This is a genomic window from Acinetobacter sp. YH12208 (assembly GCF_013418055.1).
Lineage (GTDB): Bacteria > Pseudomonadota > Gammaproteobacteria > Pseudomonadales > Moraxellaceae > Acinetobacter > Acinetobacter pseudolwoffii.
The window spans coordinates 1-23,496 of the sequence record NZ_VPCT01000018.1 but is presented as its reverse complement, the minus strand read 5'-3'; the positions used below and the strand labels follow the sequence as shown (position 1 = coordinate 23,496).

21 protein-coding genes are annotated in these 23,496 nt (G+C 44.1%); 12 read left to right on the top strand and 9 right to left on the bottom strand.

Features of this window, described 5'->3' with window-relative positions:
• Positions 1 to 9: 9 nt before the first annotated feature.
• From yidD to mnmE, 3 genes are all read left to right on the top strand, one after another.
• On the top strand, positions 10 to 330 hold the full coding sequence (gene yidD, locus FTU95_RS13200; RefSeq protein ID WP_180001639.1) for a membrane protein insertion efficiency factor YidD: 321 nt from the start codon (positions 10 to 12) through the stop codon (positions 328 to 330).
• Between the two features lie 5 nt (positions 331 to 335).
• Complete coding sequence (gene yidC / locus FTU95_RS13195; protein WP_005173495.1) at positions 336 to 2,099, top strand: membrane protein insertase YidC; 1,764 nt, start codon at positions 336 to 338, stop codon at positions 2,097 to 2,099.
• 91 nt (positions 2,100 to 2,190) lie between these two features.
• Positions 2,191 to 3,549, top strand: coding sequence for a tRNA uridine-5-carboxymethylaminomethyl(34) synthesis GTPase MnmE (gene mnmE, locus FTU95_RS13190; protein WP_159516723.1), 1,359 nt, complete (start codon positions 2,191 to 2,193; stop codon positions 3,547 to 3,549).
• Between the two features lie 388 nt (positions 3,550 to 3,937).
• Here mnmE and FTU95_RS13185 read toward each other — a convergent pair whose 3' ends face one another.
• Complete coding sequence (locus tag FTU95_RS13185; protein WP_074383794.1) at positions 3,938 to 5,083, bottom strand: MFS transporter; 1,146 nt, start codon at positions 5,081 to 5,083, stop codon at positions 3,938 to 3,940.
• A gap of 416 nt (positions 5,084 to 5,499) precedes the next feature.
• On the opposite strand from FTU95_RS13185, the gene FTU95_RS13180 reads away from it, so the two are divergent.
• A complete protein-coding gene (locus tag FTU95_RS13180; RefSeq protein WP_005173487.1) occupies positions 5,500 to 6,201 on the top strand; it encodes a DsbC family protein in 702 nt (233 codons plus the stop codon).
• A 77-nt stretch (positions 6,202 to 6,278) separates the two neighbouring features.
• On the opposite strand, the gene FTU95_RS13175 is transcribed toward FTU95_RS13180, so the two are convergent.
• The 5 genes from FTU95_RS13175 to FTU95_RS13155 form a co-directional block, all read right to left on the bottom strand.
• Positions 6,279 to 6,536, bottom strand: a complete 258-nt coding sequence (locus FTU95_RS13175; RefSeq protein ID WP_005173486.1) for a GlsB/YeaQ/YmgE family stress response membrane protein — start codon at positions 6,534 to 6,536, stop codon at positions 6,279 to 6,281.
• Between the two features lie 172 nt (positions 6,537 to 6,708).
• Positions 6,709 to 7,236 (bottom strand): hypoxanthine phosphoribosyltransferase, encoded by a 528-nt coding sequence (gene hpt, locus FTU95_RS13170; RefSeq protein WP_159516724.1) that lies wholly within the window; start codon positions 7,234 to 7,236, stop codon positions 6,709 to 6,711.
• 218 nt (positions 7,237 to 7,454) lie between these two features.
• Positions 7,455 to 8,792 carry a guanine deaminase gene (guaD, locus tag FTU95_RS13165; protein ID WP_180078740.1) on the bottom strand — a complete coding sequence of 446 codons (1,338 nt, stop codon included), beginning with the start codon at positions 8,790 to 8,792 and terminating at the stop codon, positions 7,455 to 7,457.
• A 187-nt stretch (positions 8,793 to 8,979) separates the two neighbouring features.
• Positions 8,980 to 9,945, bottom strand: a complete 966-nt coding sequence (locus FTU95_RS13160) for a TerC family protein (RefSeq protein WP_100329858.1) — start codon at positions 9,943 to 9,945, stop codon at positions 8,980 to 8,982.
• A 331-nt stretch (positions 9,946 to 10,276) separates the two neighbouring features.
• Complete coding sequence (locus FTU95_RS13155) at positions 10,277 to 11,470, bottom strand: sugar transporter (protein ID WP_005173477.1); 1,194 nt, start codon at positions 11,468 to 11,470, stop codon at positions 10,277 to 10,279.
• 153 nt (positions 11,471 to 11,623) lie between these two features.
• On the opposite strand from FTU95_RS13155, the gene FTU95_RS13150 reads away from it, so the two are divergent.
• Positions 11,624 to 11,908 (top strand): GNAT family N-acetyltransferase, encoded by a 285-nt coding sequence (locus tag FTU95_RS13150; RefSeq protein ID WP_005173474.1) that lies wholly within the window; start codon positions 11,624 to 11,626, stop codon positions 11,906 to 11,908.
• 24 nt (positions 11,909 to 11,932) lie between these two features.
• The gene (locus FTU95_RS13145; RefSeq protein WP_005173472.1) at positions 11,933 to 12,223 is read left to right on the top strand and encodes a GNAT family N-acetyltransferase; all 291 of its coding nucleotides are present in this window, start codon (positions 11,933 to 11,935) and stop codon (positions 12,221 to 12,223) included.
• A 141-nt stretch (positions 12,224 to 12,364) separates the two neighbouring features.
• Here FTU95_RS13145 and FTU95_RS13140 read toward each other — a convergent pair whose 3' ends face one another.
• Positions 12,365 to 13,447, bottom strand: coding sequence for a zinc-dependent alcohol dehydrogenase family protein (locus tag FTU95_RS13140; protein WP_100329855.1), 1,083 nt, complete (start codon positions 13,445 to 13,447; stop codon positions 12,365 to 12,367).
• A 307-nt stretch (positions 13,448 to 13,754) separates the two neighbouring features.
• Positions 13,755 to 15,119, bottom strand: coding sequence for a UDP-N-acetylmuramate:L-alanyl-gamma-D-glutamyl-meso-diaminopimelate ligase (gene mpl, locus FTU95_RS13135; protein WP_180078738.1), 1,365 nt, complete (start codon positions 15,117 to 15,119; stop codon positions 13,755 to 13,757).
• 242 nt (positions 15,120 to 15,361) lie between these two features.
• On the opposite strand from mpl, the gene FTU95_RS13130 reads away from it, so the two are divergent.
• The 4 genes from FTU95_RS13130 to FTU95_RS13115 all read left to right on the top strand — a co-directional run bounded on the left by FTU95_RS13130 (position 15,362) and on the right by FTU95_RS13115 (position 19,484).
• Positions 15,362 to 15,703, top strand: a complete 342-nt coding sequence (locus FTU95_RS13130; protein ID WP_005173466.1) for a DMT family protein — start codon at positions 15,362 to 15,364, stop codon at positions 15,701 to 15,703.
• 199 nt (positions 15,704 to 15,902) lie between these two features.
• Positions 15,903 to 16,415: a 5-(carboxyamino)imidazole ribonucleotide mutase gene (gene purE / locus FTU95_RS13125; RefSeq protein WP_005173464.1), complete on the top strand. Its 513-nt coding sequence runs from the start codon at positions 15,903 to 15,905 to the stop codon at positions 16,413 to 16,415.
• 27 nt (positions 16,416 to 16,442) lie between these two features.
• Complete coding sequence (locus tag FTU95_RS13120; protein WP_180000459.1) at positions 16,443 to 17,564, top strand: 5-(carboxyamino)imidazole ribonucleotide synthase; 1,122 nt, start codon at positions 16,443 to 16,445, stop codon at positions 17,562 to 17,564.
• A 624-nt stretch (positions 17,565 to 18,188) separates the two neighbouring features.
• Positions 18,189 to 19,484, top strand: a complete 1,296-nt coding sequence (locus tag FTU95_RS13115) for a lytic murein transglycosylase (protein ID WP_218944676.1) — start codon at positions 18,189 to 18,191, stop codon at positions 19,482 to 19,484.
• A 73-nt stretch (positions 19,485 to 19,557) separates the two neighbouring features.
• Here FTU95_RS13115 and FTU95_RS13110 read toward each other — a convergent pair whose 3' ends face one another.
• Complete coding sequence (locus tag FTU95_RS13110) at positions 19,558 to 20,685, bottom strand: anhydro-N-acetylmuramic acid kinase (RefSeq protein ID WP_005173456.1); 1,128 nt, start codon at positions 20,683 to 20,685, stop codon at positions 19,558 to 19,560.
• An 80-nt stretch (positions 20,686 to 20,765) separates the two neighbouring features.
• Here FTU95_RS13110 and tyrS point away from each other — a divergent pair, with 80 nt between their 5' ends.
• The gene (gene tyrS / locus FTU95_RS13105; RefSeq protein ID WP_100535507.1) at positions 20,766 to 21,980 is read left to right on the top strand and encodes a tyrosine--tRNA ligase; all 1,215 of its coding nucleotides are present in this window, start codon (positions 20,766 to 20,768) and stop codon (positions 21,978 to 21,980) included.
• Between the two features lie 519 nt (positions 21,981 to 22,499).
• The gene (locus FTU95_RS13100; protein WP_180078736.1) at positions 22,500 to 22,787 is read left to right on the top strand and encodes a hypothetical protein; all 288 of its coding nucleotides are present in this window, start codon (positions 22,500 to 22,502) and stop codon (positions 22,785 to 22,787) included.
• Positions 22,788 to 23,496 lie beyond the last annotated feature (709 nt).

Here is a 23,496-nt window from a genome sequence, read left to right as displayed (position 1 = left end):
AGTAGGCCAATGGTACGTTTACTACATTGGTTGATACGTTTCTATCAGATTGCGATCAGTCCTTTATTGGGACCGCGCTGTCGTTATATTCCAACTTGTTCTCAATATTCCTTGGAAGCAGTCCAGATACATGGGACTGGACGTGGAGTGTGGCTGGCTACTAAGCGTATTTGCCGTTGTCATCCGTGGGGGGGCTCGGGATATGATCCTGTTCCCTCTAAAGCGATTCGTTTTATTTCATTTCAGCAAATAGATTCTCAAACGCTTCACGTTGCTGTACCCTTTCGTGATCGTTTATTGAACCAAAATCACTCTCACCACTTGGGGTAATACATATGCAACAATGGGCCAGGATTGCAATTCTCGGAGCCATGTTTGTTGTCGCATATTTGCTCATTTTGGCGTGGCAAAAAGATTATGGAAATGCTGAAACCAAACCGCAGCCAGAAACTGCTGTTGTTTCGCATGACGTATCTGCAGATTTGCCAAATGCTCAGACGGCTACTGTTGCCTCTGATCTGCCACAAGCGAATATGCCAGCGCAGCAAGCCACGGATGCCACAGCACCTGTAAGTCAGCAGCTTATTTCAGTACAAACTGACCTTTATCATCTTTGGATCAATCCGAAAGGTGGTGATATTGTTCGTGTTGAATTACTCAATCATGACAAAAACAAGGACAGCGATGAACCGTTCGTGATGCTGGAAAGCGATGCGAAACGTACTTATGTCGCTCAGTCTGGTCTGATCGGTCTAAATGGACCGGACAGCAGCCGTAACGGCCGTCCGACGTATGAGCTGGAAAAAACCGCTTATACCTTGGCAGACGCGAAAGCAACCAAATCTAAAGAGGGTGAAAACCTTAAAGTCTTGTCTGTACCGTTGGTATTTAAAACCGCGGATGGTGTCGAGATTATCAAAACCTTCAATTTCACTGAAGGTGAATATCCGGTTGTTGTGAACCACAAAGTGGTGAACCGCAGTGCTCAGACCTGGCAAGGTCAGATGTTTGGCCAGATCAAACGTGATAATTCAGAAGATCCGGGTAAATCAGACCAGGGTATTTTCACGCTAGGGACTTTCCTGGGCGGTGCCTGGGGTACGCCAGACGAGCAGTACAACAAGCTTAAATTTGACAACTTTGTTGAAGAAAAAGTCAGTACTGAAGCGACAGGTGGCTGGGTTGCCATGGTACAGCACTACTTTGTCAGTGCTTGGGTACCAGGTAATCTGAAGTTGACTCAGGGTAATGGTGAAGCGTATAGCGCCAAGCTTGAATCACGTAAATCAACCGATAACATGAACATTATTGGTTTTACTTCTCCAACCTTTAATGTGCCTGCAGGTACTGTGGCCGAGATTGATGCGACCTTCTATTCAGGTCCAAAAATCCAGTCAGAATTGAAGGATTTGGCCACAGGTTTAAACCAAACAGTCGATTATGGCTGGTTATGGCCAATTGCGAAGCTCTTGTTCGTGGGTCTGGAATTCTTCCATGGTTTAGTGGGTAACTGGGGCTGGGCAATTATTCTATTGACCATTCTGGTGAAACTGATTCTGTGGCCATTGTCGTCGAAGAGCTACCGCTCAATGGCGAAAATGCGTGTGATTGCTCCAGAAATGCAGCGTATGAAAGAAGAGTTTGGTGAAGACCGTATGCGCTTCTCTCAGGAAATGATGGCACTGTATAAACGTGAACAGGTCAATCCGCTTGCAGGCTGTTTACCGCTGTTATTACAAATGCCAATCTTCCTGGCTTTGTACTGGGTATTGATGGAATCGGTTGAACTGCGTCATGCGCCATGGATGCTCTGGATTCAGGATTTATCCTCAATGGATCCATGGTTTATCCTGCCATTGTTAATGGGTCTGACGATGTATATTCAACAGTCCTTAAATCCACAACCCACTGATCCAATGCAAGCTAAAGTCTTCAAGATTATGCCGGTGATTTTTACCGTATTCTTGCTGTTCTTCCCTGCGGGCTTGGTTCTATACTGGATTGTGAACAACTTGATCACCATCCTGCAACAAGGTTTGATTAACAAGTCTGTTGCTAAAGAACGTGCCAAACGTGATGAAGCAACGCCAGTCAACTAAGTTGTAATGACGGGCTGAATAAATCCGCTTAAGATGATACTCTTAGGCGGATTTTTTTTGGCTGAACTTTTGGATTTTTTAGGTGAATTTTATGCTCAACCGAACCACGACTATTGCTGCGATTGCAACGCCACCAGGACGTGGCGGCGTTGGGGTGATTCGCCTATCGGGTCCAAAATCCTATGAAATTGCCGAAGCACTCACAAAACAACCCCTTGCCGGTGCACGCTATGCTGCCTTTCGTAAGTTTTACGATACCGCTGGTGAAATTATGGATGAAGGCCTAGCCATTTGCTTCCCGAATCCGCATTCTTTTACCGGCGAGGATGTGGTGGAGTTACAAGGTCATGGCGGTCCTGTGATTCAAAATGCCTTGCTTGCACGTTTGCTGGAACTGGGTGCGATTGCTGCCAAAGCCGGTGAGTTTTCCATGCGTGCCTTTGAAAATGGCAAGATGGACTTGGTACAGGCTGAAGCCATTGCTGACCTGATTGATGCCACCTCACAAGCAGCTGCGCGTTCTGCGGTTCGTTCCCTGCAAGGTGCATTTTCGACCAAAGTCAATACGGTGCTTGAGCAGCTGGTACATTTACGTTTGCACGTGGAAGCCGCAATTGATTTTCCAGAAGAGGAAATTGACTTTCTGGCTGATGGCAAGATTCTGAATCTGCTCGATGGTGTGGCGACTGCGGTCACGCAAGTTCAGCAATCAGCACGTCAAGGTCAGTTATTGCGTGAAGGTTTGCAAGTGGTGATTGCCGGTAAACCGAATGCCGGTAAATCTTCATTACTGAATGCGCTGGCCGGGATCGAGCGTGCGATTGTGACCGATATTGCGGGTACAACCCGTGATGTTTTACATGAAAAAATCACCTTAAATGGCTTGCCAATTACCCTGACGGATACCGCAGGCTTGCGTGAGACTGGGGATATTGTCGAAAAAGAAGGGATTCGCCGTGCAATCAAGGAAATCGAACAGGCCGATTTGTTACTGCTGGTCTATGACCTAAGTCAAGGTGAAGATCCACTGCAACTGGCCCAAGAATATTTTGCTGAACATATTGAAGCAAAACGCCTGATGCTGATTGGGAATAAGTGTGATCTGACTGGTGCTGAAGCTGCAATTGCTGATTTGAATGGTTTCCGGCATATCGCAGTCTCTGCCAAGCAGGAAACTGGTGTGCAAGCGCTCATAGAGGCGATTACAGCGCATGCAGGCTTCCAGCCTGAAGAAGATACCTTTATTGCGCGTACCCGTCATTTAGACGCAATGAAACGCACTCAACTGTATTTGGCTGAAGCACGTGAACAATTGGTGGTGTACAACGCCGGTGAACTGGTGGCGGAGTCCTTACGTCTAGCCCAGAATGCACTGGGGGAAATTACTGGTGACTTTAGTGCCGATGATCTGCTTGGAAAAATTTTCGGTTCGTTTTGTATTGGAAAGTAAGCAAAAAATTATGCATAAATAGCCCTCATCAGAGGAATGCCAGTCAGTTAAAAAATTGACTAGTATTTTCTTTTTTAAATTCATGATCATATTTGACAAGTAGAAAAGTCATCCGCAACTGTTTGAGGCAGGACTAGATTTAAAAATGATTGTTTCTGCGACAAATTTACTAGTCGATGGTGGCTGACGAGTTTTGCGGTGAGGAGTGTTGCTCCGCAAGATGCCTTCCTTGCGAAGCCTTGCTTCTCATTTGGGCGAAACCAAAGTAACAAATTATTTTCAAGTATTTGATTTATAAGGTGAAGACTCCGTCATGAACGACTAAAAAGTTAAAGAGTCTATTTCTAAACTCCTTAACTGATCAGCATTACCTCATCAGAGGGCTATTTTAAGCTTTTACACTGAGCTTCTGGTGGCATAACCAGAGCACGACACATAAAGCACTCATCGCCACACAGAAGCTGATCACAGCGAAATTTAATCCAAAATGGTCGGCCAAGTAACCCACCGCAAGAATCGGCACAATGGTGCCCAAATAGCCAATAAACAAGTAGGTCGACATCACCGCGGCCCGGTTTTGCAAAGTGGTTATAGCATGAATTATGCCAAAAGCCCCCATCAGGGCAAAACCATGCCCAATACCAAATAAGAGATCGCTCACGAAGAATAAGAAACTTGCCTTAAGCAATATACACAATGCAAGGCTGAGCAGGCTAATCAGCATCATGACCAAGCCGATATTCAGACATTTTTTTGCAGCGACCGCTTTGGCCAGGTATTGCACCACTGCAGATACCAGCAGAATACAGGTAATGGCGGTACCACTTACTAAAGGACCATGCCACGGTAAAATATCTTGCACAAAAGAAGGCGAAAGTGAGGCAAATAAACTAAAGGCAGCAAAGGCACTAAATGCAGTGAACCCAATGATCATAAATACAGCATGATATTGAGCCTCAGGACGCTGTAATTTGGGGGCGATACTAAAGGGCTGACGCTCAAAAGCAGGCACTTTTAACCAGAATAAGCCGATAAAACAAAGCACTGCTCCAACAATAATCGGAATATAGGGAGTCACCAGCGGGGCTTGAGAAAACTGCGCAATGACTCCCCCGATAAACGGACCCAGACCAAAGCCAATCGCAGTCAAAATAGAGACCCATTGCGGCGCAAGCTGCTTATGACTCTCCGGAATGGTCTGCATCATGCCAAGCATGGCAGAAGTCGTCATCAAACCAGAGGCAATCCCGATAATGAAACGGCCCAAAGATAAAATCAGGGCATTATTGGCAAAGACCGAAATAATCAAACCCAGACTAATAAACACGAGGCCAATTTGTAGAGTTTTTAAAAAGCCAATGCTATTGCTGGTGCGCCCCAGAAACAATAAGGTGCCCAGACAGCCAAACATATAGGCGACAAAAATATAGGTAATCTGGCTTGGGGATAAATTCCAGAGTTGTTGATAAATCGGATAGAGTGGACTCGCCAAAGCAGTACCAATCGTTCCCATGATTAAAGCCAGGCTGACCATCCAGAAGGGTCGCCAAGTGGTTATTGTTGTCATGAACATGCCGTTATAGTGTTGATCCTTGGCCAATCCATGTCAGGGCATAGCGAAGAAAAAGAAAAGTATATGCAGTGTAGAGCGGGCCAAGAAACATGGTCAAGGGCGAATCAGTAAAATATTTTAAATCAAATAGATATGTTTATATGGATTTCAATAAAATAATATATTGTTTTATAAGATATGAAATCTTAACCACAATGTAATCTCATGCAAGAATTTATTTTTGTCCGTCATTTAAGCTTCTTTTATCGCTTCTGTTCCACGTGAAACATAATGCAGTGATTAAACTTGGAATAAACAGTAACATAAATCCGTGGGTAATTTAAAAGCAGACCCATTAGAATCGAAGCATATTTTTATCTGATTCATGTAGAACATTCATGTTAAAAAAAACACTGATTATTGCTTTAAGTACATTTGTTTCAAGCTTCGCATTCGCTAATATTGATATGGTAAAAGCCAATCTGGCAAAGAATAGCCCCAATTTAAAAATCGAAAATATCCAGACCACGGAAATGAAGGGCATCTACAGTGGTTTTATGCAGGGTCAAGTGGTTTATCTGAATGAAGATGCCCAGCATCTGATTGCCGGGTCGATGTTGCGGATTCAGGATCAGCATAATCTGACCCGTGATTTGATACTAAAACAGAACAGTGTTGACTGGAAAAAATTGCCGCTTCAAGATGCTGTGAAAAGTGTAAGAGGTACGGGGAAACGTCAGATTGCGATCTTTTCTGACCCAAATTGCCCGTATTGTAAACAGCTTGAAGTAGAGTTGAAAAAACTCAAGGATGTGACGATTTATACTTTTATTCTGCCTTTAAAGCCACAATCGGTTGCGCCTTCAAAACAGGTGTATTGCGCGTCTAATCCTGCTCAGGCTTGGGAAGATCTGATCACTCAAGGTAGCCTGCCAAAATCGAAAAAAAGTTGTGCCAATCCGATTGAGCGCAATAAAAAACTGGCCCAGTCTTTGGGTGTGAATGGGACACCAGCAATTATTTTCTCGAATGGTTTTAAAGTCATGGGGGCCTATCCGGCAGAACAGATCGAACAGATTTTTAAGGAATTTTCACTATAAAGTTGAGAGATATACAAGAGCAAAAAGCACCCGACTGGGTGCTTTTACTGGAACTGCTCAGATTGAGCCAGAACCGCTTAGACCGTACGGCGTTTGGTCAGCATGTTATAAATAAACAGAATAATCACCGCACCGATCACGGAAGCAATCAGACCTGCCGCAGAATCTGCCGAATAAAGACCGAGCATACGACCAGCAAATGTAGCCAATAAGGAACCGGCAATACCTAACAGGGTCGTCATGATAAAGCCTGCCTTGTCATTACCCGGATGAATTGCACGTGCAATCAGACCCGCGATAAAACCAATGACAATCGCAACAATAATTGTCCACATAGGTATGCTCCTTATTATCATGTCTTTGTTTTTACATCATGTTTAATTATCTTGAAACAGAATAGAAAGCAAAAAAAGTTGAATCCTGAAACGAGATGTTATTTTTTGTTCCTATTTTTCTGTCTATTTGAGACATAAAAAAAGTGGCCTAAGCCACTTTTTTAAATAAACTTTAAAGACCGATTTCACCAATAAATGGCAGATGACGATACTTCTGGTCATAGTCCAGACCATAACCTACGATAAATTTATCTTCAACTTCAAAGCCCAAAAATTCGACCTTTAAATCGATTTCACGACGTGATGGTTTACTTACCAAAGTACACAGTTGAATCGAGTTTGGTTGGCGGGTTTGCAGGATTTCCAGCACCTTGCTCAAGGTATTTCCCGAGTCAATAATATCTTCAACCACCAACACGTCTTTGCCACGGATTTCGCCGTCTAAATCTTTCAGAATTTTTACATCACGCGAAGATAAGGTGCCACCGCCATAACTGGATACCGTCATGAAATCCAGTTCATGGGGTTTGGAAATCACCCGACACAAATCGGCCATAAAAATCACTGAACCACGTAATAAACCGATGAGCACAAGGTCTTTGTCACTATGGGCATAGTGTGCATCGATTTGAGCACCAAGCTCTTTGACTTTAGCTTGAATTTCTTCAGCGGAAATCATTACGCTCATTTGAACGGTCATGGGTAGATACCTAAAAAGTAAAAATAGCAAAATAAAAAAGGTGTTGACCTGCAACACCTGAATACACTGTAATTTTAATACATCCCTACTGCAGATGCACCTGTTTTGCATGCTGTAAATGTAATCATTTCTTTGCTGCCTGCGAATCCCTGCGCAGGATGAAAGTACAGGTCAGCAACATGGCAGAGACGATCAGCCAGCGATGGCGGTGCTGGGTTTTAGTTGTCTGAGCGGGTACATCGTGCTTTGACATAGACAGCTTCTCCGTAGACATAGGTCACTGCAATATTACGGTCATCGCCGAGCATGGTCAGTGCAAAAAATGCATCTTCAATATTTTTTGCTCTGCTTTGGCGTAACTGCTGTAAAGCGGTGGCATTTAGATCCAGCACCACAAAGTCCGCCTCCTTGCCGATATTAAAGTTCCCCAAACGATCGTCCAGACTTAAGGCTTTAGCACCGCCTAAGGTGGCATGATACAAGGCTTCAAAAGCAGAGAGTTTTTCTCCCTGCAATTGCTGCACTTTGTAGGCTTCATTTAAGGTCTGTAGCTGGTTAAACGAGGTGCCTGCCCCGATGTCGGTACCCAGACCAACTTTCACCTGCTTGTCCCACGCTTTCTTTAATGGGAATAAACCACTGCCCAGAAACAGGTTTGAGGTCGGACAAAAGGCAATCGCTGAATTGGTCTGCTGCATGCAATCCCACTCCTGCTCTTCCAGGTGTACACAATGTGCAAACACTGATTTTGCACCGGTTAAACCATAGTGATGATAGACATCCAGGTAGCCTTTACGTTCCGGAAATAACTCTTTGACCCAGGCAATTTCATTTTTATTTTCACTTAAATGGGTATGTACATAGACATCTGGATATTCGGCTTTGAGCTGACCTGCTTTTTCAAGTTGTTCATTGGTGGACGTCGGGGCAAAGCGAGGGGTAATGGCATACAGGTTACGGCCCTGCCCATGCCATTTTTCAATCAGCGCTTTAGAATCGGTATAAGCGCTTTCTGCTATATCTGTCAGCGCTTCCGGTGCATGTCGGTCCATCAAGATTTTACCGGCGATCAGACGCATATTTCTGCGGCTCGCCGCTGTAAACAAAGCATCTACTGATTCAGGATGTACGGTACAGAAGACCAGTGCCGTGGTGGTGCCATTTTTAAGCAATTCCTGCACAAAAAATTCGGCGATTTTTTCGCTATAGGCTGTATCTGCAAACTGGATTTCTGTTGGAAAAGTATAGGTATTTAACCATTCCAGCAGTTGTTCGCCATAGGCCCCGACCATCTCGGTTTGCGGGAAATGAATATGGGTATCGATCAATCCCGGCACAATCAGCTGTTCAGGATAATGGGCGACCTGGATATTTTCAGCTAGATGTTTCTGCCCTTCATCCCAGCTGCCAAACCATTGAATCTTGCCATCTTGCATGATGATCAGACCATCTTCTACATAGCGCACCTGGTCATCAATCTCATGTGCCTGGGCAACTGTATGCTGGATATCAAGGAAACGACCGCGGACTGCCGTTGTTGCAATCTGAGAAGACATGTTAAAACCTGTGCTTTTAATTTTTTCAATAGATTGTAACCCACTTCAGTAGATTTATAACGTGATCATGCTGACTTCATTTGCCTGAGTTAAGTCGAAGCTGTGGTAAGGCAGTCGAGCAATAAAAAAAGTCCGCTCATGATTGAACGGACTTTTTTGACGCTAAAGATGATCGTCTATACAGTTATTAGAGCGTGGTTTGGTTATGTTTTTTACTGTGGCGAATCGACAGGATCGCCGTGATCGTCAAGACAATCACAATAAAGCTCAGTGAAATCCAGATTGGCATATGGAATACATCCAGCATCAGCATTTTAAAGCCGATAAAGACCAGAATAATCCCGAGGCCATAGGGCAGATAATGCATTTTTGATGCGGCACCCGATAACAGGAAGAACATCGCGCGCAGACCCAAAATCGCCATCAGGTTAGCAGTCAGTACAATGAAGGGATCGGTGGTCACAGCGAAAATTGCCGGAATAGAATCGACCGCAAAGATCACATCCGAGGCTTCGACCAGAATCAAAACCAGGAATAACGGCGTTGCCCACAGTAAACCATCTTTACGGATAAAGAATTTGTCAGCTTCAAGTTGCGGGGTAATCCGCATACGTTTACGCAGCCATTTCAGAATCGCCATATCTTCAATATTGCTTTCTTCTTCATCCTGACCACGCAGGAATTTAAAGCCGGTATACACCAGGAAGGCACCGAAGATATATAAAATCCATGAGAATTCCTGAACGAACCAGGCGCCAATAAAAATAAAGATGGTTCTGAGGACAATCGCACCGAGTACACCGTAGAGCAGCAATTTACGTTGCAGCGCGGGTGGAATGGCGAAAGCAGCGAAGATCATCAGCCAGACAAAGACGTTATCAATTGCCAGGGATTTTTCCAGCAGATAACCAGCGAAGTATTCCATGACCTTGGCATTGGCAATTGCAGTACCTGCGGTCTGCTCCAGATAGAGCCATAAACCACCACCAAATAAAGTCGCGACACTGACCCAGGCAATACTCCAGTAGGCCGCAGTCCGGACTTTGACCTCCTGACCATGCTGATGTTTAAAGCCGACGAAATCGATGATCAGCATGACTGCGACAATCGCGAAAAAGACAAGATACAGCCACAGCGTACCAATTGTTTCCATGTGAATTCTCCACATCTGACAATCGGCCATAAAAAAACCTTGACCTGTTGTCAGATGAAAAACATCTATACCAACATGATCAAGGTCTTGCCTACATCTTAGTGTTACACTTCTCAGTGAAAGTGTCGCAGTAAGATGCTCAGATACCGACTTTTTGCAAAGTGTAATGACGATATTCTGACACGTTGAACAATCTGAACTACAATTGCTAAACGTTTGGAGGAGGCTACTCCCCTTGTTCAAACGAAATTCTGTTTGAGCAAATGCTCAATATGCAGAAGCATGACAGATTTTTATTAAGACTACAATTTCATTTACAAAAATGCATGATTCAAGCTATTTTTTGAGCAATAAAATCCGGACGGCGAATTAAATATAACGTGATGAGAAAACCCAGACTGGCCAAGATGGCCCCGAGCCAGCCAATACTGTGCAAGCCGATCTGTGCCGTTGCGATCCCACCGAGTAAAGCGCCAGCACCAATTCCAATATTATACAGGCCAGAATAAATCGCCATGGCCACGTCGGTGGCATCGGAGGCCAGATTTAAGGTCTTGGCTTGTAAGGCCAGACTGAAACCAATAATACTGACGCCCCAGAGTAAAGCCAGGGTATTTAACTGCAAGACATTGCTGGACAACGGCAGCAATAATAGCAACGAGATAGCCAGTCCAAGTGTGAACAGTGGAATAGTAAGTTTGGGAAAATGTGGTGCAAAACGGCCAAATAGATAAGAGCCGATTAAACCTGCCCCACCATAGACCAGCAATAAAGTCGTGGTCTGTACAGAACTGAGCTGGGCAATATTCAGTGAAAATGGCTCGATATAACTATAGGCGGTGAATTGTGCACTAATTACAATGACCGTCAGGGCAAATACCAGCATCAGGCTTGGACGTTTTAACAAGGTTTTCAAGCTGCTGAGTGAACCTGAATTGACACTCGGTAATAAGGGCAAGGTTTTGGCCAGTAGCAGGCAGACCACGCTGGCGACGATGGCAATCAAGGCAAAACTATTGCGCCAGCCATAGGCCTCCCCGATCATGCGACCAAAGGGAATTCCCAGAACCATGGCCATGGCAGTACCTGTGGCCAATAAACCCAAGGCTTGAAATTCTTTGCCTGCTGGTGCGACACGTACTGCAAGCGAAGCGGTAATTGACCAAAACAGCGCGTGCGCTACTGCAATCCCGATCCGGCTAAATACCAGAACACTGAAACTCCAGGCAAAATAAGACAGCACATGACTGGAAATGAAGACCGCAAATAAAACCATCAACAAGAAACGTCGTTCAATGTTTTTGGTCAGTAGCATCATCGGTAAAGACAATAAAGCCACGACCCAGGCATAAATGGTCAGCATCAACCCGACCTGAGTCGCCGACATGTCAAAACTTGCACCAATATCACTGAGTAAGGCCACGGGAATAAATTCGGTGGTGTTGAAAATAAAGGCGGCACTGGCTAACGCAATTACGCAGATCCATTGACGTCTTACCGAGGAGCTAAAAGAAGGGCTGGACATAAATATCTGGCTTAAACAACAGACAGGCAGTTTAAACCTGTTCATTGCACGGTGATATCAGGAAAGAGCACAGATTCACAATCGTTTAAAGAAATCGAACAATATGCGACTGAAAAATATGTCAGTCTGGATTAAAAATACGGAGTTTAGAGGATGTTGATTGAGCATCAGCAACAAGGCAGTCAAGGTCAATGGTTTGTCGAGCCAAATGAAAAGCGTCTGGCCGAAATGAGCTATTTCTGGAAAGATGAGGATCGACTGGTGATTGAACATACCTGGGTCGATGACAGTTTGCGTGGACAGCATGTCGGACATTATCTGGTCGAAGCAGCGGTCAAGTTTGCCCGTGAGCAAGGGGTCAAGATTATTCCGGAATGCCCTTTTGCTCAATCGGTATTTGAGCGTGATCCTAATTTCAGCGATGTGTTAAGCAGTTAAAAATGAAAATAAAGGTGGAGATCTATGCAGATTCAATATCAAGATTCAAAACGCGGTGGTGTATTTTTTATGGAAGATAAAGGTCGACGTCTGGCCGAGATTACCTATCAATGGCGGGAAGCCTCGGTGATTATTGCAGATCATACCTGGGTCGATCATTCCTTGCGTGGTCAGGGCGTTGCCCGAAAAATGCTGGATGTGCTGGTCGATTTTGCCCGTGAAAAAAGTTTAACCATCATTCCGCAATGTTCCTATGTGGATGTGATGTTTAAGCGTGACCAAAGTTTATCTGATGTCGCGGCCTCTTCTACTTAATCATTTAGATCGATTTGCCAAGAGCAAAACGGCCTAATGAGCTTTCAATACAAGCTGATAAGTAGTGCGGTGATATGCCCTATTTTTCACTCCAGCTACAAATAAAAAAAGTCCGCCAAGCGGACTTTTTACTTTCCCGCATTAATTGAGTTCGATCATCACTTTCAAGGCCTTTTCATCGGCTGCATGCTTGAACACATCATAAGCTTTTTCAAATTCATTAAATTTAAAGTGATGGGTCGCCAGTTTTTCCAGCGGTAATTTACCGGAACAGCAGGTTTTGAGCAGCATAGCAGTGGTATTGGCATTGACCAGTCCGGTGGTGATGGTCAGGTTTTTAATCCAGAGTTTATTCAGTTCAAAATTAACTGATTTGCCATGTACGCCGACATTGGCAATATGTCCACCCTCTTTGACTACATGCTGGCAGATATTCCAGGTCGCCTCCAGACCAACCGCTTCAATGGCACAATCGACCCCTCGCCCATCCGTCAGCTCCAGCACACGTTGTATGGCATCTTCTTTCGCGGAGTTAATGCTATGCGTCGCTCCCACTGTTTTGGCGAACTCGAGTCGGTTGTCATCGACATCGACCATGATGATGTTGGCCGGTGAATAGAATTGAGCGGTCAGCAGGCAGCTCATGCCGATCGGGCCGGCACCGACAATCACCACATTATCTCCGGGTTTGACATCGCCATATTGCACACCAATTTCATGTGATGTCGGCAAGATATCCGACAGGAACACAGCGACATCTTCATTTAACCCTTCAGGTAAATGATAAAGAGAAGTATCCGCAAACGGCGTGCGTACATATTCGGCATGAGTACCATCAATCATATAGCCCATGATCCAGCCGCCTTCATTGCGACAATGTGCATACAGCTGTTTCTGACAGTTTTCACAGGTTCCACAGCGGCTGACACAGGAAATAATCACCCGGTCGCCTTTTTTGAAGTTTTGAACGGCAGAACCGACTTCTTCTACAATACCAATGCCTTCATGACCTAAAATACGGCCATTAAAACTGCCCTGTTTGCGTGTGGCTTGCTGTTCAATTTCCGGGTTTTTACCTTTCCAGATCCCGAGGTCTGTACCACAAATAGTGACTTTAGTGAGTTTGATAACCGCATCGCTGGGATGCAAAATAGTGGGAATGGGACGGTCTTCAAACCGGATGTCGTTTTTGCCGTAATAGACCATGGCTTTCATTGTTGTCATGACACATCTCCTGAAGGAGTGAGGAATGAGAATGACCTGATTCTGATCTGGCTGTCAGGTCTATAAATACCTGTGTTCTTCTCGATTGTGCCTTGAGTGATGTGCTGCTGCAATCTATCTCGCGTTCAGATTGCAACAAAACATCATGCGTAATGGCTGATGAGTGATCGGCATTTTAGGCCAATTTGACATCATGCAATGCAAAGGTCAAAACAGCCATTCTCTCTTGATTGCTAAAACAACTGCCCTGAAAAAAGAAGCCCGCATCGCGGGCTTCTTTTTTCACATACTTATCCACGCATCTATTTTATGCGTTTAAAGCACTGATCAATTTCTGATGTAAACCACCAAAACCGCCATTTGACATAATCACTACGGCATCGCCCTCACCTGCCTCTGCTACCACGGTCTGAATGATGTCATCCAGTGTGCGTGCAATTTTGGCTTTATTTGGCGCACCATTAATGACCGGTTGCAGATCCCAGTCCAGTCCTTCCGGTTGATACCAGATTACTGCATCGGCCAGACGTGCTGAATGAGCCAGACCCTCTTTATGACTGCCCATACGCATGGTATTGGAGCGTGGTTCAATAATTGCCCAGAGTTTGCGTTCACCCAGTCGTTTGCGCGCACCCTCCAAGGTCGTATCAATCGCTGTGGGATGATGGGCGAAATCATCATAAACCTCAATACCACGGACTGTGCCTAATAGTTCCATACGGCGTTTTACCCCACCGAAATTAGATAAAGCTTCACAGGCGGTTTCAATGGAGACGCCGACATGCTCGGCAGCGGCAATCGTCGCGAGCGCATTGGCCACCGAATGCTGTCCGGTCATGCTCCACTGCACTTCACCTTTCACCACACCGTGTTGCAAGACTTTAAAGTGAGAACCATCTGTCGATAACTGTTCGGCATACAGTTCAGATTTTTCATTGGCATCCAGACTGGTGCGCACCACCGGTGTCCAGCAACCCTGCTCTAGTACTTCATCGATATTGCTTTCGGTAATCGGCGCAATGATTCGGCCTTCGCTTGGAATAGTACGAACTAAATGATGGAACTGTTTTTGAATTGCAGCCAGATCATCAAAGATATCAGCATGGTCAAATTCAAGGTTATTTAAAATCGCCGTTTTTGGATGGTAATGCACAAACTTGGAACGCTTGTCGAAGAAAGCCGAATCGTATTCATCCGCCTCGACACAGAAATATTTGCCGCCACCGAGACGTGCACTCTCACTAAAACCCAGTGGCACACCACCAATCAGGAAGCCTGGCTCTAAACCGGCTTGATCCAGCACCCAGGCCAGCATGGTTGTGGTGGTGGTTTTGCCATGTGTACCCGCAACCCCCAATACATGTTTGCCTTGCAGAACATGATCTGCCAGGAACTGTGGGCCTGAAATATAAGGCAAGCCTTCATTCAGCATATATTCTACTGCATCAATACCACGCTTCATGGCATTGCCGACAATGATCAGGTCCGGATGTGGCTGCAAGTGACTACGCTCATAACCCTGCATCAAGCTGATGCCTGCATTTTCAAGTTGGGTCGACATCGGTGGATAGACGTTCAAATCTGAACCTGTCACCTTGTGGCCCAGATCGCGTGCAAGGAGCGCCAGCGATCCCATAAAAGTGCCACAAATACCCAAAATATGCAGATGCATCTACTTCACTCCGTTCCTGTCTGACCCATCACCTTATATTGGTGCGGTTATCATGATTTATTCAATTTGCAAGCAACGATAGCAAGGCTTACACGGAAAAGATAGTCAAAGTTCAAGCATTGCTGCGGGAATTTTTAAATCCTGTTTCACGGATAAATTCAGAGAAAATTTCAAATTTAGAGAATATCTTTTTGCAAAATAAATCGTAGAATAAACCCGATCTTTTTGCAGAGTACATGCCGATGTTACCGGCTTTATTTCTTCTGGTGATTGCCAATTGCTTTATGACCTTGGCATGGTATGGGCATTTAAAATTTTTACCGCATGATGCGCCGTTGTGGCAGGCAATTTTATTCAGCTGGATGATTGCCCTGTTTGAATATAGCCTGATGATTCCGGCCACCCGATTACTGGCACAGCAGGGACTGGCCGTGGGGCAAATGAAAATCACTCAGGAAGTGGTGACCTTGCTGGTCTTTGTGCCTTTTATGATTTTCATGTTTAAGCAGCCCTTTAAACTGGATTATCTCTGGGCAGCCTTGTGTCTGTGCGGATGTGTGTATTTTGTCTTCAGAACTTCCTGATCGAAAGCTTTGCAGACTACAGGCCTATTTTTATTCCAGTTTTTAATATTCTGCCAAAAAAATAAGAAAAATCGAACCTTGCTTTGACCGTTAAATTTTATGAAGCCGAAAAATCAGTCTATAATAAGCACCTCCTATTAAAGCTTGGCTCTCTCGTCGAGATTTATTTTTTGTTACTTTAATCTCTGGAAAATTTGCAATGAATGCGGCTGCTGCACAAGATGCTCCTCTAGTAGGAATTATCATGGGTTCTCAATCAGATTGGGCAACTCTCGAACATACTGCCAACATGCTCAAGCAGCTTGGTGTCCCATTTGAAGCTGAAGTCGTTTCTGCACACCGTACTCCTGACCGTTTATTTGAATATGCTGAACAGGCGCGTGATCGTGGCATTCAGGTGATTATTGCCGGTGCTGGTGGTGCTGCGCATTTGCCGGGCATGTGTGCGGCAAAGACTGATCTTCCAGTCTTGGGTGTGCCAGTCAAATCATCCATTTTAAACGGCGTCGATTCTTTGCTTTCAATTGTACAAATGCCAGCAGGTATTGCGGTGGGTACGCTTGCGATTGGCCCTGCCGGTGCAACCAATGCAGCCATTATGGCAGCGCAAATTTTAGGTCTGACCCGCCCTGATATCGCGAAAAATGTTGCAGATTTCCGTGCGGCACAAACAGATAAAGTGGCAAGCAATAACATTCCTGGTCAAAACTAAAACCAAGCTTCATACGGGACAGACATCATGGATAAAACCATCGGTATTTTTGGCGGCGGTCAGCTCGGGCGCATGATGGCGCAAGCGGCATTGCCATTGAATATTCAATGTACTTTCTTTGAAGCAAGTACGGATTGCCCTTCTGCGACACTCGGTCAAGTGATTTCCAGCAAGGCCGAAAATGGTCTACAGGATTTTATTGACAGTGCTGATGTATTCAGTCTGGAATTTGAAAATACCCCGCTTGCAGATGTGGATGTGCTGGTGAAAAATAAAGACCTGCATCCACCACGCCAAGCCTTGGCAATTGCACAGCATCGTCTGTCTGAAAAAGCCCTGTTTGATACGCTCGACATTCCTGTTGCGTCGTATAAAGCAGTGACTGCACTTGAAGGTTTACAGGCTGCTGTGGCTGAACTGGGCTTACCAATCGTATTAAAAACCTCTCGCGGTGGTTACGATGGTAAGGGTCAATTTGTCCTGCGGAGTGCTGATCAAATTGAGCAGGCTTGGGCGGAACTTGGCCCTGCCGGTGAACTGATTGCAGAAAGCTTTGTGACGTTCTCACGTGAAGTGTCGATCATTGCGGTACGTGGTCAAAATGGTGATGTAAAAACCTGGCCCCTGGCTGAAAATCATCATCACAATGGCATTCTGTCGCACTCGATTGTGCCTGCACCGAACAGTGCAGACTTGCAGCCGGTCGCACAGGACTACATCACTCGCCTACTCAATCATCTGAACTATGTGGGCGTCTTGACCCTTGAGCTGTTTGTGACAGACAAAGGCTTATATGCAAACGAGATGGCACCACGTGTGCATAACTCAGGGCACTGGTCGATTGAAGGTGCAGTCTGCTCACAGTTCGAAAACCATATTCGTGCGGTGGCCGGTCTGCCACTGGGTTCAACGGAAGTGATTCGTCCAAGCGTACTGGTGAATATCATCGGACAGCATCCAAAATCTGCAGATGTTCTGGCTTTAGAAGGTGCGCATTTGCATCTGTATAACAAGTCAGAGCGTGAAGGTCGTAAGATTGGTCACATTACCCTGATGCCAACCGACAGTACTCAGCTGACGACTTTATGCCGTCAACTGGCGAAGATTTTACCGAATCCACTGGCATTGAGCGAAGATATGACCATTTAAGCGCTATCTTGCTGATAAAAAAAGCGATCACTTCGGTGGTCGCTTTTTTATTTATCCAGATTCAGGCATGATTGCGCCTCTTCGAAAATGCCTGCCATTTATCGGATCATGATATTTTTCAATTGATTGTAAAATAAACAATTGCGTATACATAAAAGAGTCTAAATGAAGATTCACAGACCACAGAGAAATACTTTGAATTTAAAATATTAAATTTAAAACAGTCTTTGAATTTAAAGTTTAAATGAATTCAAAATATGAATTTAAATTCAAACCGCTACTTTGAATTCAAAGTTTAAATTTAAAAATAAATCAAGCCACCCTGTTTTTAATTCACAAAATAAAACCTTGATAAATATCTGATTAATCCTGTTTATGTTAAGTTATCCACAAAGAAGGTTTTGAATTTAAAGGTTGTTTCCTGGATTTTAAATTTAAATTCAAACAGCGCCGCTGCTTTTGAATTTAAAAACAAGTTGTGGATAAGTTATTTAAATTTAAAACTACAAAATGAATTCAAAAGTGCAGAAATTATGAATTTAAATTTACCTATTTGAGCTTTAATTTTTAGATTGAGCTGCTATGTTAGGAACATAATTCAAAATCTAAATATTCAAGGGTCTTATGCAACGTTTTGCGCTTGTGGTTGGTTCTTTATTCTTGGCTGTTTCTCAGGCAAATGCCGAGCTGATTATTAATGGTCAGCGTGTCGACACGACTACTTTGCCTTCAGCGGCCAGCAGCCCGTCAAATTTCCCTGCCCAGAATAATTTTCAAAACTGTTTGGCGAATTTACGTAGTCAGGCTGTAGCAAAAGGTGTTAGTGCAGGCAGCTATGACCGTTATACGCAAAATTTAACGCCTGATTATTCCGTAATTGAACGTTTAAACTATCAACCGGAATTTTCTACCCCGATTTGGGACTATTTGTCTGGTTTGGTCGATGAAGAGCGGGTTCAGCTCGGCCGGCAAAAATTACAGCAACATCGCGAAGTCTTAAATCGTGTTTCCGCAGCCTATGGCGTGCCTGCAGAAACGATTGTCGCGGTATGGGGTGTAGAAAGTAATTTTGGTGATATTTCCGGTCGCTATCCTTTATTGCAGGCTCTGGGAACATTGAGCTGTGAAGGGCGACGCCAGAGTTATTTCCGTGGTGAGTTTTTTACCACGATGAAACTGTTACAGCGCGGTGATGTACGAGAGGATCAGCTGAAAGGTTCATGGGCTGGAGCTTTTGGTCATACCCAGTTTATGCCATCGACCTATGATGAGCTTGCGGTCGATTTTGATGGCGATGGCCGCCGTGATCTGGTCAGTAGTATTCCGGATGCTTTGGCATCAACCGCCAACTTTTTAAGCAAGCGTGGTTGGCAGACCGGACAGCCTTGGGGCTTTGAAGTAAAAATCCCGCAAGGCATGTCAATCTCAAAAGAAGGCCGTCGCAATAAAAAATCACTGAATAGCTGGATTAGCCGTGGTGTAGTGCGTGCCGATGGTTCCCCTTTAATTCAAGGGAATTTATCAGCATCTTCTCAAGCTGGCTTGCTTGCGCCTGCCGGCCCAAATGGCCCGGTGTTCCTGGTCTTTAGGAACTTTGATGCCATTTATAGCTATAATGCAGCAGAAAGTTATGCCTTGGCGATTGCGCATTTATCTGATCGTTTACAGGGTAAAGGGAGCTTCAGCACATCTTGGCCAACCGATGACGCGGGTACTTCGCGTTCAGAACGTCGCGAGATTCAGCAATTTTTACTAAATCGTGGCTATGACATTGGTGCGGTGGATGGTCTGATCGGTGATAAAACCCGTCAGGCGATTCGTCAGGAACAGCAGCGTTTAGGCTTGAGTCCGACCGGCCGCGCCGGCCAGCAGATTCTGCGTGCGTTCCGTAATGAAAATGCCAAACTGATGATGCAATAAGTAAGATTGAAAATGAAAAAGGTCTGTATAAATGCAGACCTTTTTTTATAACTTTAGATTGCTCTGGTCGGGTTTAAACAGCAGTAATGGTTCCCAGAACACGGTAGCCTAAAGCACCGGTCACCGCTGGCAGGTTACCATTGAGTTGCTTGATAAAACGCATCGCCAGCCAGGCAAAGGCGGTGGCTTCTACCCAGGTCGGACTGAGGCCCAAATCAGCCGTGGTTTGTATGCTCCATTCATGTTTGCGTAAGCGCCAGCGCAGTTGCTCAAGTAAATAAGAATTATAAGCGCCACCACCACACACGAAAACTTGTCCAGTATCCATGCCAGAACGATAAATGGCTTTTTTAATGGCACGAGTAGTGAGCTTTAATAAGGTCGCCTGCACATTTTCCGGGGTATCTTCCAGTTCATCGTATTGCAGGTCATTGCGCCAGTCGGCAATCTGTTCATCCAGCCATTCCAGGTTAAAGTCTTCACGGCCGGTACTTTTAGGCGGTTCTTTAGAGAAAAATTCGTGTGACTGTAAACGATCCAGCAGGCTGCGAATCGGCGTACCATAAGCGGCCCAATTGCCATTTTCATCATAAGGCTGGCCGGTATAACGCGCGCACCAGGCATCCATCAGAATATTGGCCGGCCCTGTATCAAAGCCATAAACATCATCAGGCTTTCCGGCAGGTAACAGGCTGACATTAGCAATCCCGCCCAGATTTAAAATTACCCGGTGAATGCTGTCATGCTGGAAAATATCCTGATGAAAGGCAGGAACCAATGGCGCACCTTGACCGCCCGCCGCCAAATCACGACGACGGAAATCTGAAATCACCGGAATCTGGGTGATTTCGGTAATAATATTGGGGTCACCAATTTGCAGGGTAAAACCATGCTCAGGGCGATGGCGGATGGTCTGACCATGTGAGCCAATGGCTTTAATTTTAGATTTATCTAACTGGTTGTTTTCAATCAGTTGGTTGATACCATGACCAATCATTTCTGCCAAGGCCACATCGGCCTTGCCCATACGGTCAATTTCATTGTCATCGGGCAAAGTCAGTGCCATCAGCTCATGCCGGAGGTCAGGATCGAATGCCAAAGTGAGTGTGGCATGAAGCTGTAAAGGATCAAAAGAAGCAGCAACAATATCGACACCATCCATGCTTGTGCCGGTCATTACCCCAATATAGATCGCTGTCATGGTTATTCTTAAGCCTGCAATATGCTGAAAAAGTGTTAGTATATCGCACAAATTGAGTAACTGATGTATTGGATTTTGTGATGTCAAATTTCCTGCCGGCTGAAGAACAACTTGCCCTCATTCAACGAGGCACCCATGAAATTATTTCTGAAGAAGACCTTCTTAAGAAATTAAAAAAGAATCGTCCATTAAAAATTAAAGCAGGTTTTGACCCAACTGCGCCTGACCTGCACTTAGGTCATACGGTTCTCATCAACAAGTTAAAAGTATTTCAGGATTTGGGCCACGAAGTATTCTTCCTGATCGGTGACTACACGGCGATGATCGGTGATCCAACAGGTAAAAGTGCTACACGTCCACCATTATCACGTGAACAAGTTTTAGAAAATGCAAAAACCTATCAAGAACAAGTGTTTAAAATTCTTGATCCAAACAAAACCAAAGTTGTATTTAACTCGGAATGGTTTGCACAAAAAACCGCGGCTGATTTAATTCAATTGGCATCACAGCAAACTGTGGCGCGTATGTTGGAGCGTGACGACTTTACCAAGCGTTATAACAGTCAACAGCCGATCGCGATTCACGAATTCTTGTATCCATTGGTACAAGGTTATGATTCGGTGGCTTTAGAAGCGGACGTAGAGTTGGGCGGTACAGACCAGACCTTTAACCTGTTGATGGGTCGTACGCTACAAGGTCGTTATGATCAGGAAGCACAAGTGTGTATTACGGTGCCTATTCTTGAAGGTTTAGATGGCGTGAATAAAATGTCTAAATCTTTAGGCAACTATATTGGTGTATTTGATGCGCCAGGTGCGATGTATCAAAAAGTGCTTTCAATGCCGGATGCATTGATTGAGCGTTATTTTGATCTGCTCAGCTTTAAATCAATTGAAGAAATTCAGCAGTTGCTAAAAGAAATTGCTGAAGGCCGTAATCCTCAAGAGGTGAAAAAGATTCTTGCGCTGGAGCTGGTTGAGCGTTTCCACGGAAGTGACGCTGCTGCGCATGCACATAAAGGTGCGGGTAATATCATTACTGAGGGTGAATTACCGGAAGGTACGCCAGAAGTGACTATTTCACGTGGTGAGTTTGGTGGTGAAATCTTTATTACTTCAATTTTACGTGAAGCAGGTTTGACCAAGAATGCGGCCCAAGCCAAAGATGCTTTAGGTCGTGGCGCGGTGAAAGTGGATTGGCACACTGTAGATAGTTCTTATTCGGTTAAGGAAAATCTGACCTTGATCGTTCAGGCCAGCAAAAAAGCGATTGCGAAAGTTACTTTTACCGATTAAAAAATTGATAAGTTATTGAAATAAAAGCAGGCTTCGGTCTGCTTTTTTATTGATGTCCTATATTCATAAAGCAAATAAGCAACTTCAAAAAAAACCCTATAAAAACAAGAGTTAAATTTTCCCAAATTGCTTGCTTTTCGGGTTTATTATCTATAGGATTTATTCATCTAGAGAATTGGTTCAAGGCATCTAGAGGGTGATAATAAGACAACTCCACAATTTATAAGGTCTCTTCCCCAAGAGACTCTTTTTTAAGCTTTAAAGTGAATAACTATAATAATGACATAATGGATCGGGTAAAGATTCAATTCTAAGGAGGAGATTTTGGGAGAGATCTCTTCCTTTTTTATTTGTAGCGATTTCATTCTGAACCTTTAAAATCGCAGGTATTATTTTCTTGGAGGACATTCCACCTAGAATTCATCCTCTAATTAAGTGTTGTTTTGCTAGCTAAAGGGTGGCTGACTATATTGGTTCGCAAAAGACAGCACAATATAAAAAGAAAGCAGAGGGGGTTCGATGTATCGCTATCCAACAGAAAATATTTTTGATGAAGACATTGATTGTATTTTAAGTTTCTTATTTGAATATCAGTCTGCCGAACAAAAACAGCAACGTTATATCCCTGTCTATAACTTATTTATGCAGCTTGATCTGGCTGCGAATTACTATCTATTTTCCCTGATTGAAGAGCGTTTACCGCGACGTGCAAAACTATTCTTTGTTGCTGAAGACTATCAGGGCAAAAAAGACATGATTATAGAAGTCATGCAATACTGGCTTGGGCAGCGCAAGCAGGAAAAGTAACTGAATAGAATTAACCTGCTGATATGTTCTATCTCTATATCTATATAGATAAGCAAGCTTGTGCGGCGTTATAGCCAAAAACCAAAATCATTGAATAATGCCCTATAGCCTAAGATACCGATACGCTTTTATAAGAAGTTTCACTGAAAAAGTGCGGATGAAGCTAGCCAGCCAAAAGGAAAGAATTGTTGGTTTCGCTAATATGTCATGATTTGGTTTTGTTTCTGGGGGTTGAACGAGATAAAAAGCATTATTTAAAGATAAAAAGTAAAAAATCACTACTCTAACTATTATTTTGATCGCTTTTAAGTCTAATTAAATTTTGGCTTATAAAAATAAAATGATGTGTTTAGTGCATTTATTGCATAAAAACGCTTAAAAATTAGATAAAAAAGCGATTTTTTAGGATTTTTTGTAGAAAAAAAAGACATACATGAAAAATATAGTGAATTGGGGGTTGCAATGATTCTGAAATCCTCTAGAATGCACCCATACCGACGAGATAGACGGAAACGAACGAAGCAAATTGCTGAGTTGTTAAGTATATCGAAGTCCAGCTTCTGGCACTGACGAGGTGTTAGAAAGATCATTAAGAGCTTATGAAGAACAACTTGTGTGGATTTTTACTGGTTGATCGATCGAAATTATTTTCATTGATTGATGGTAGAAATGACTCGAAGTTTATTTGAGAAATATTTGTCAGAAAATT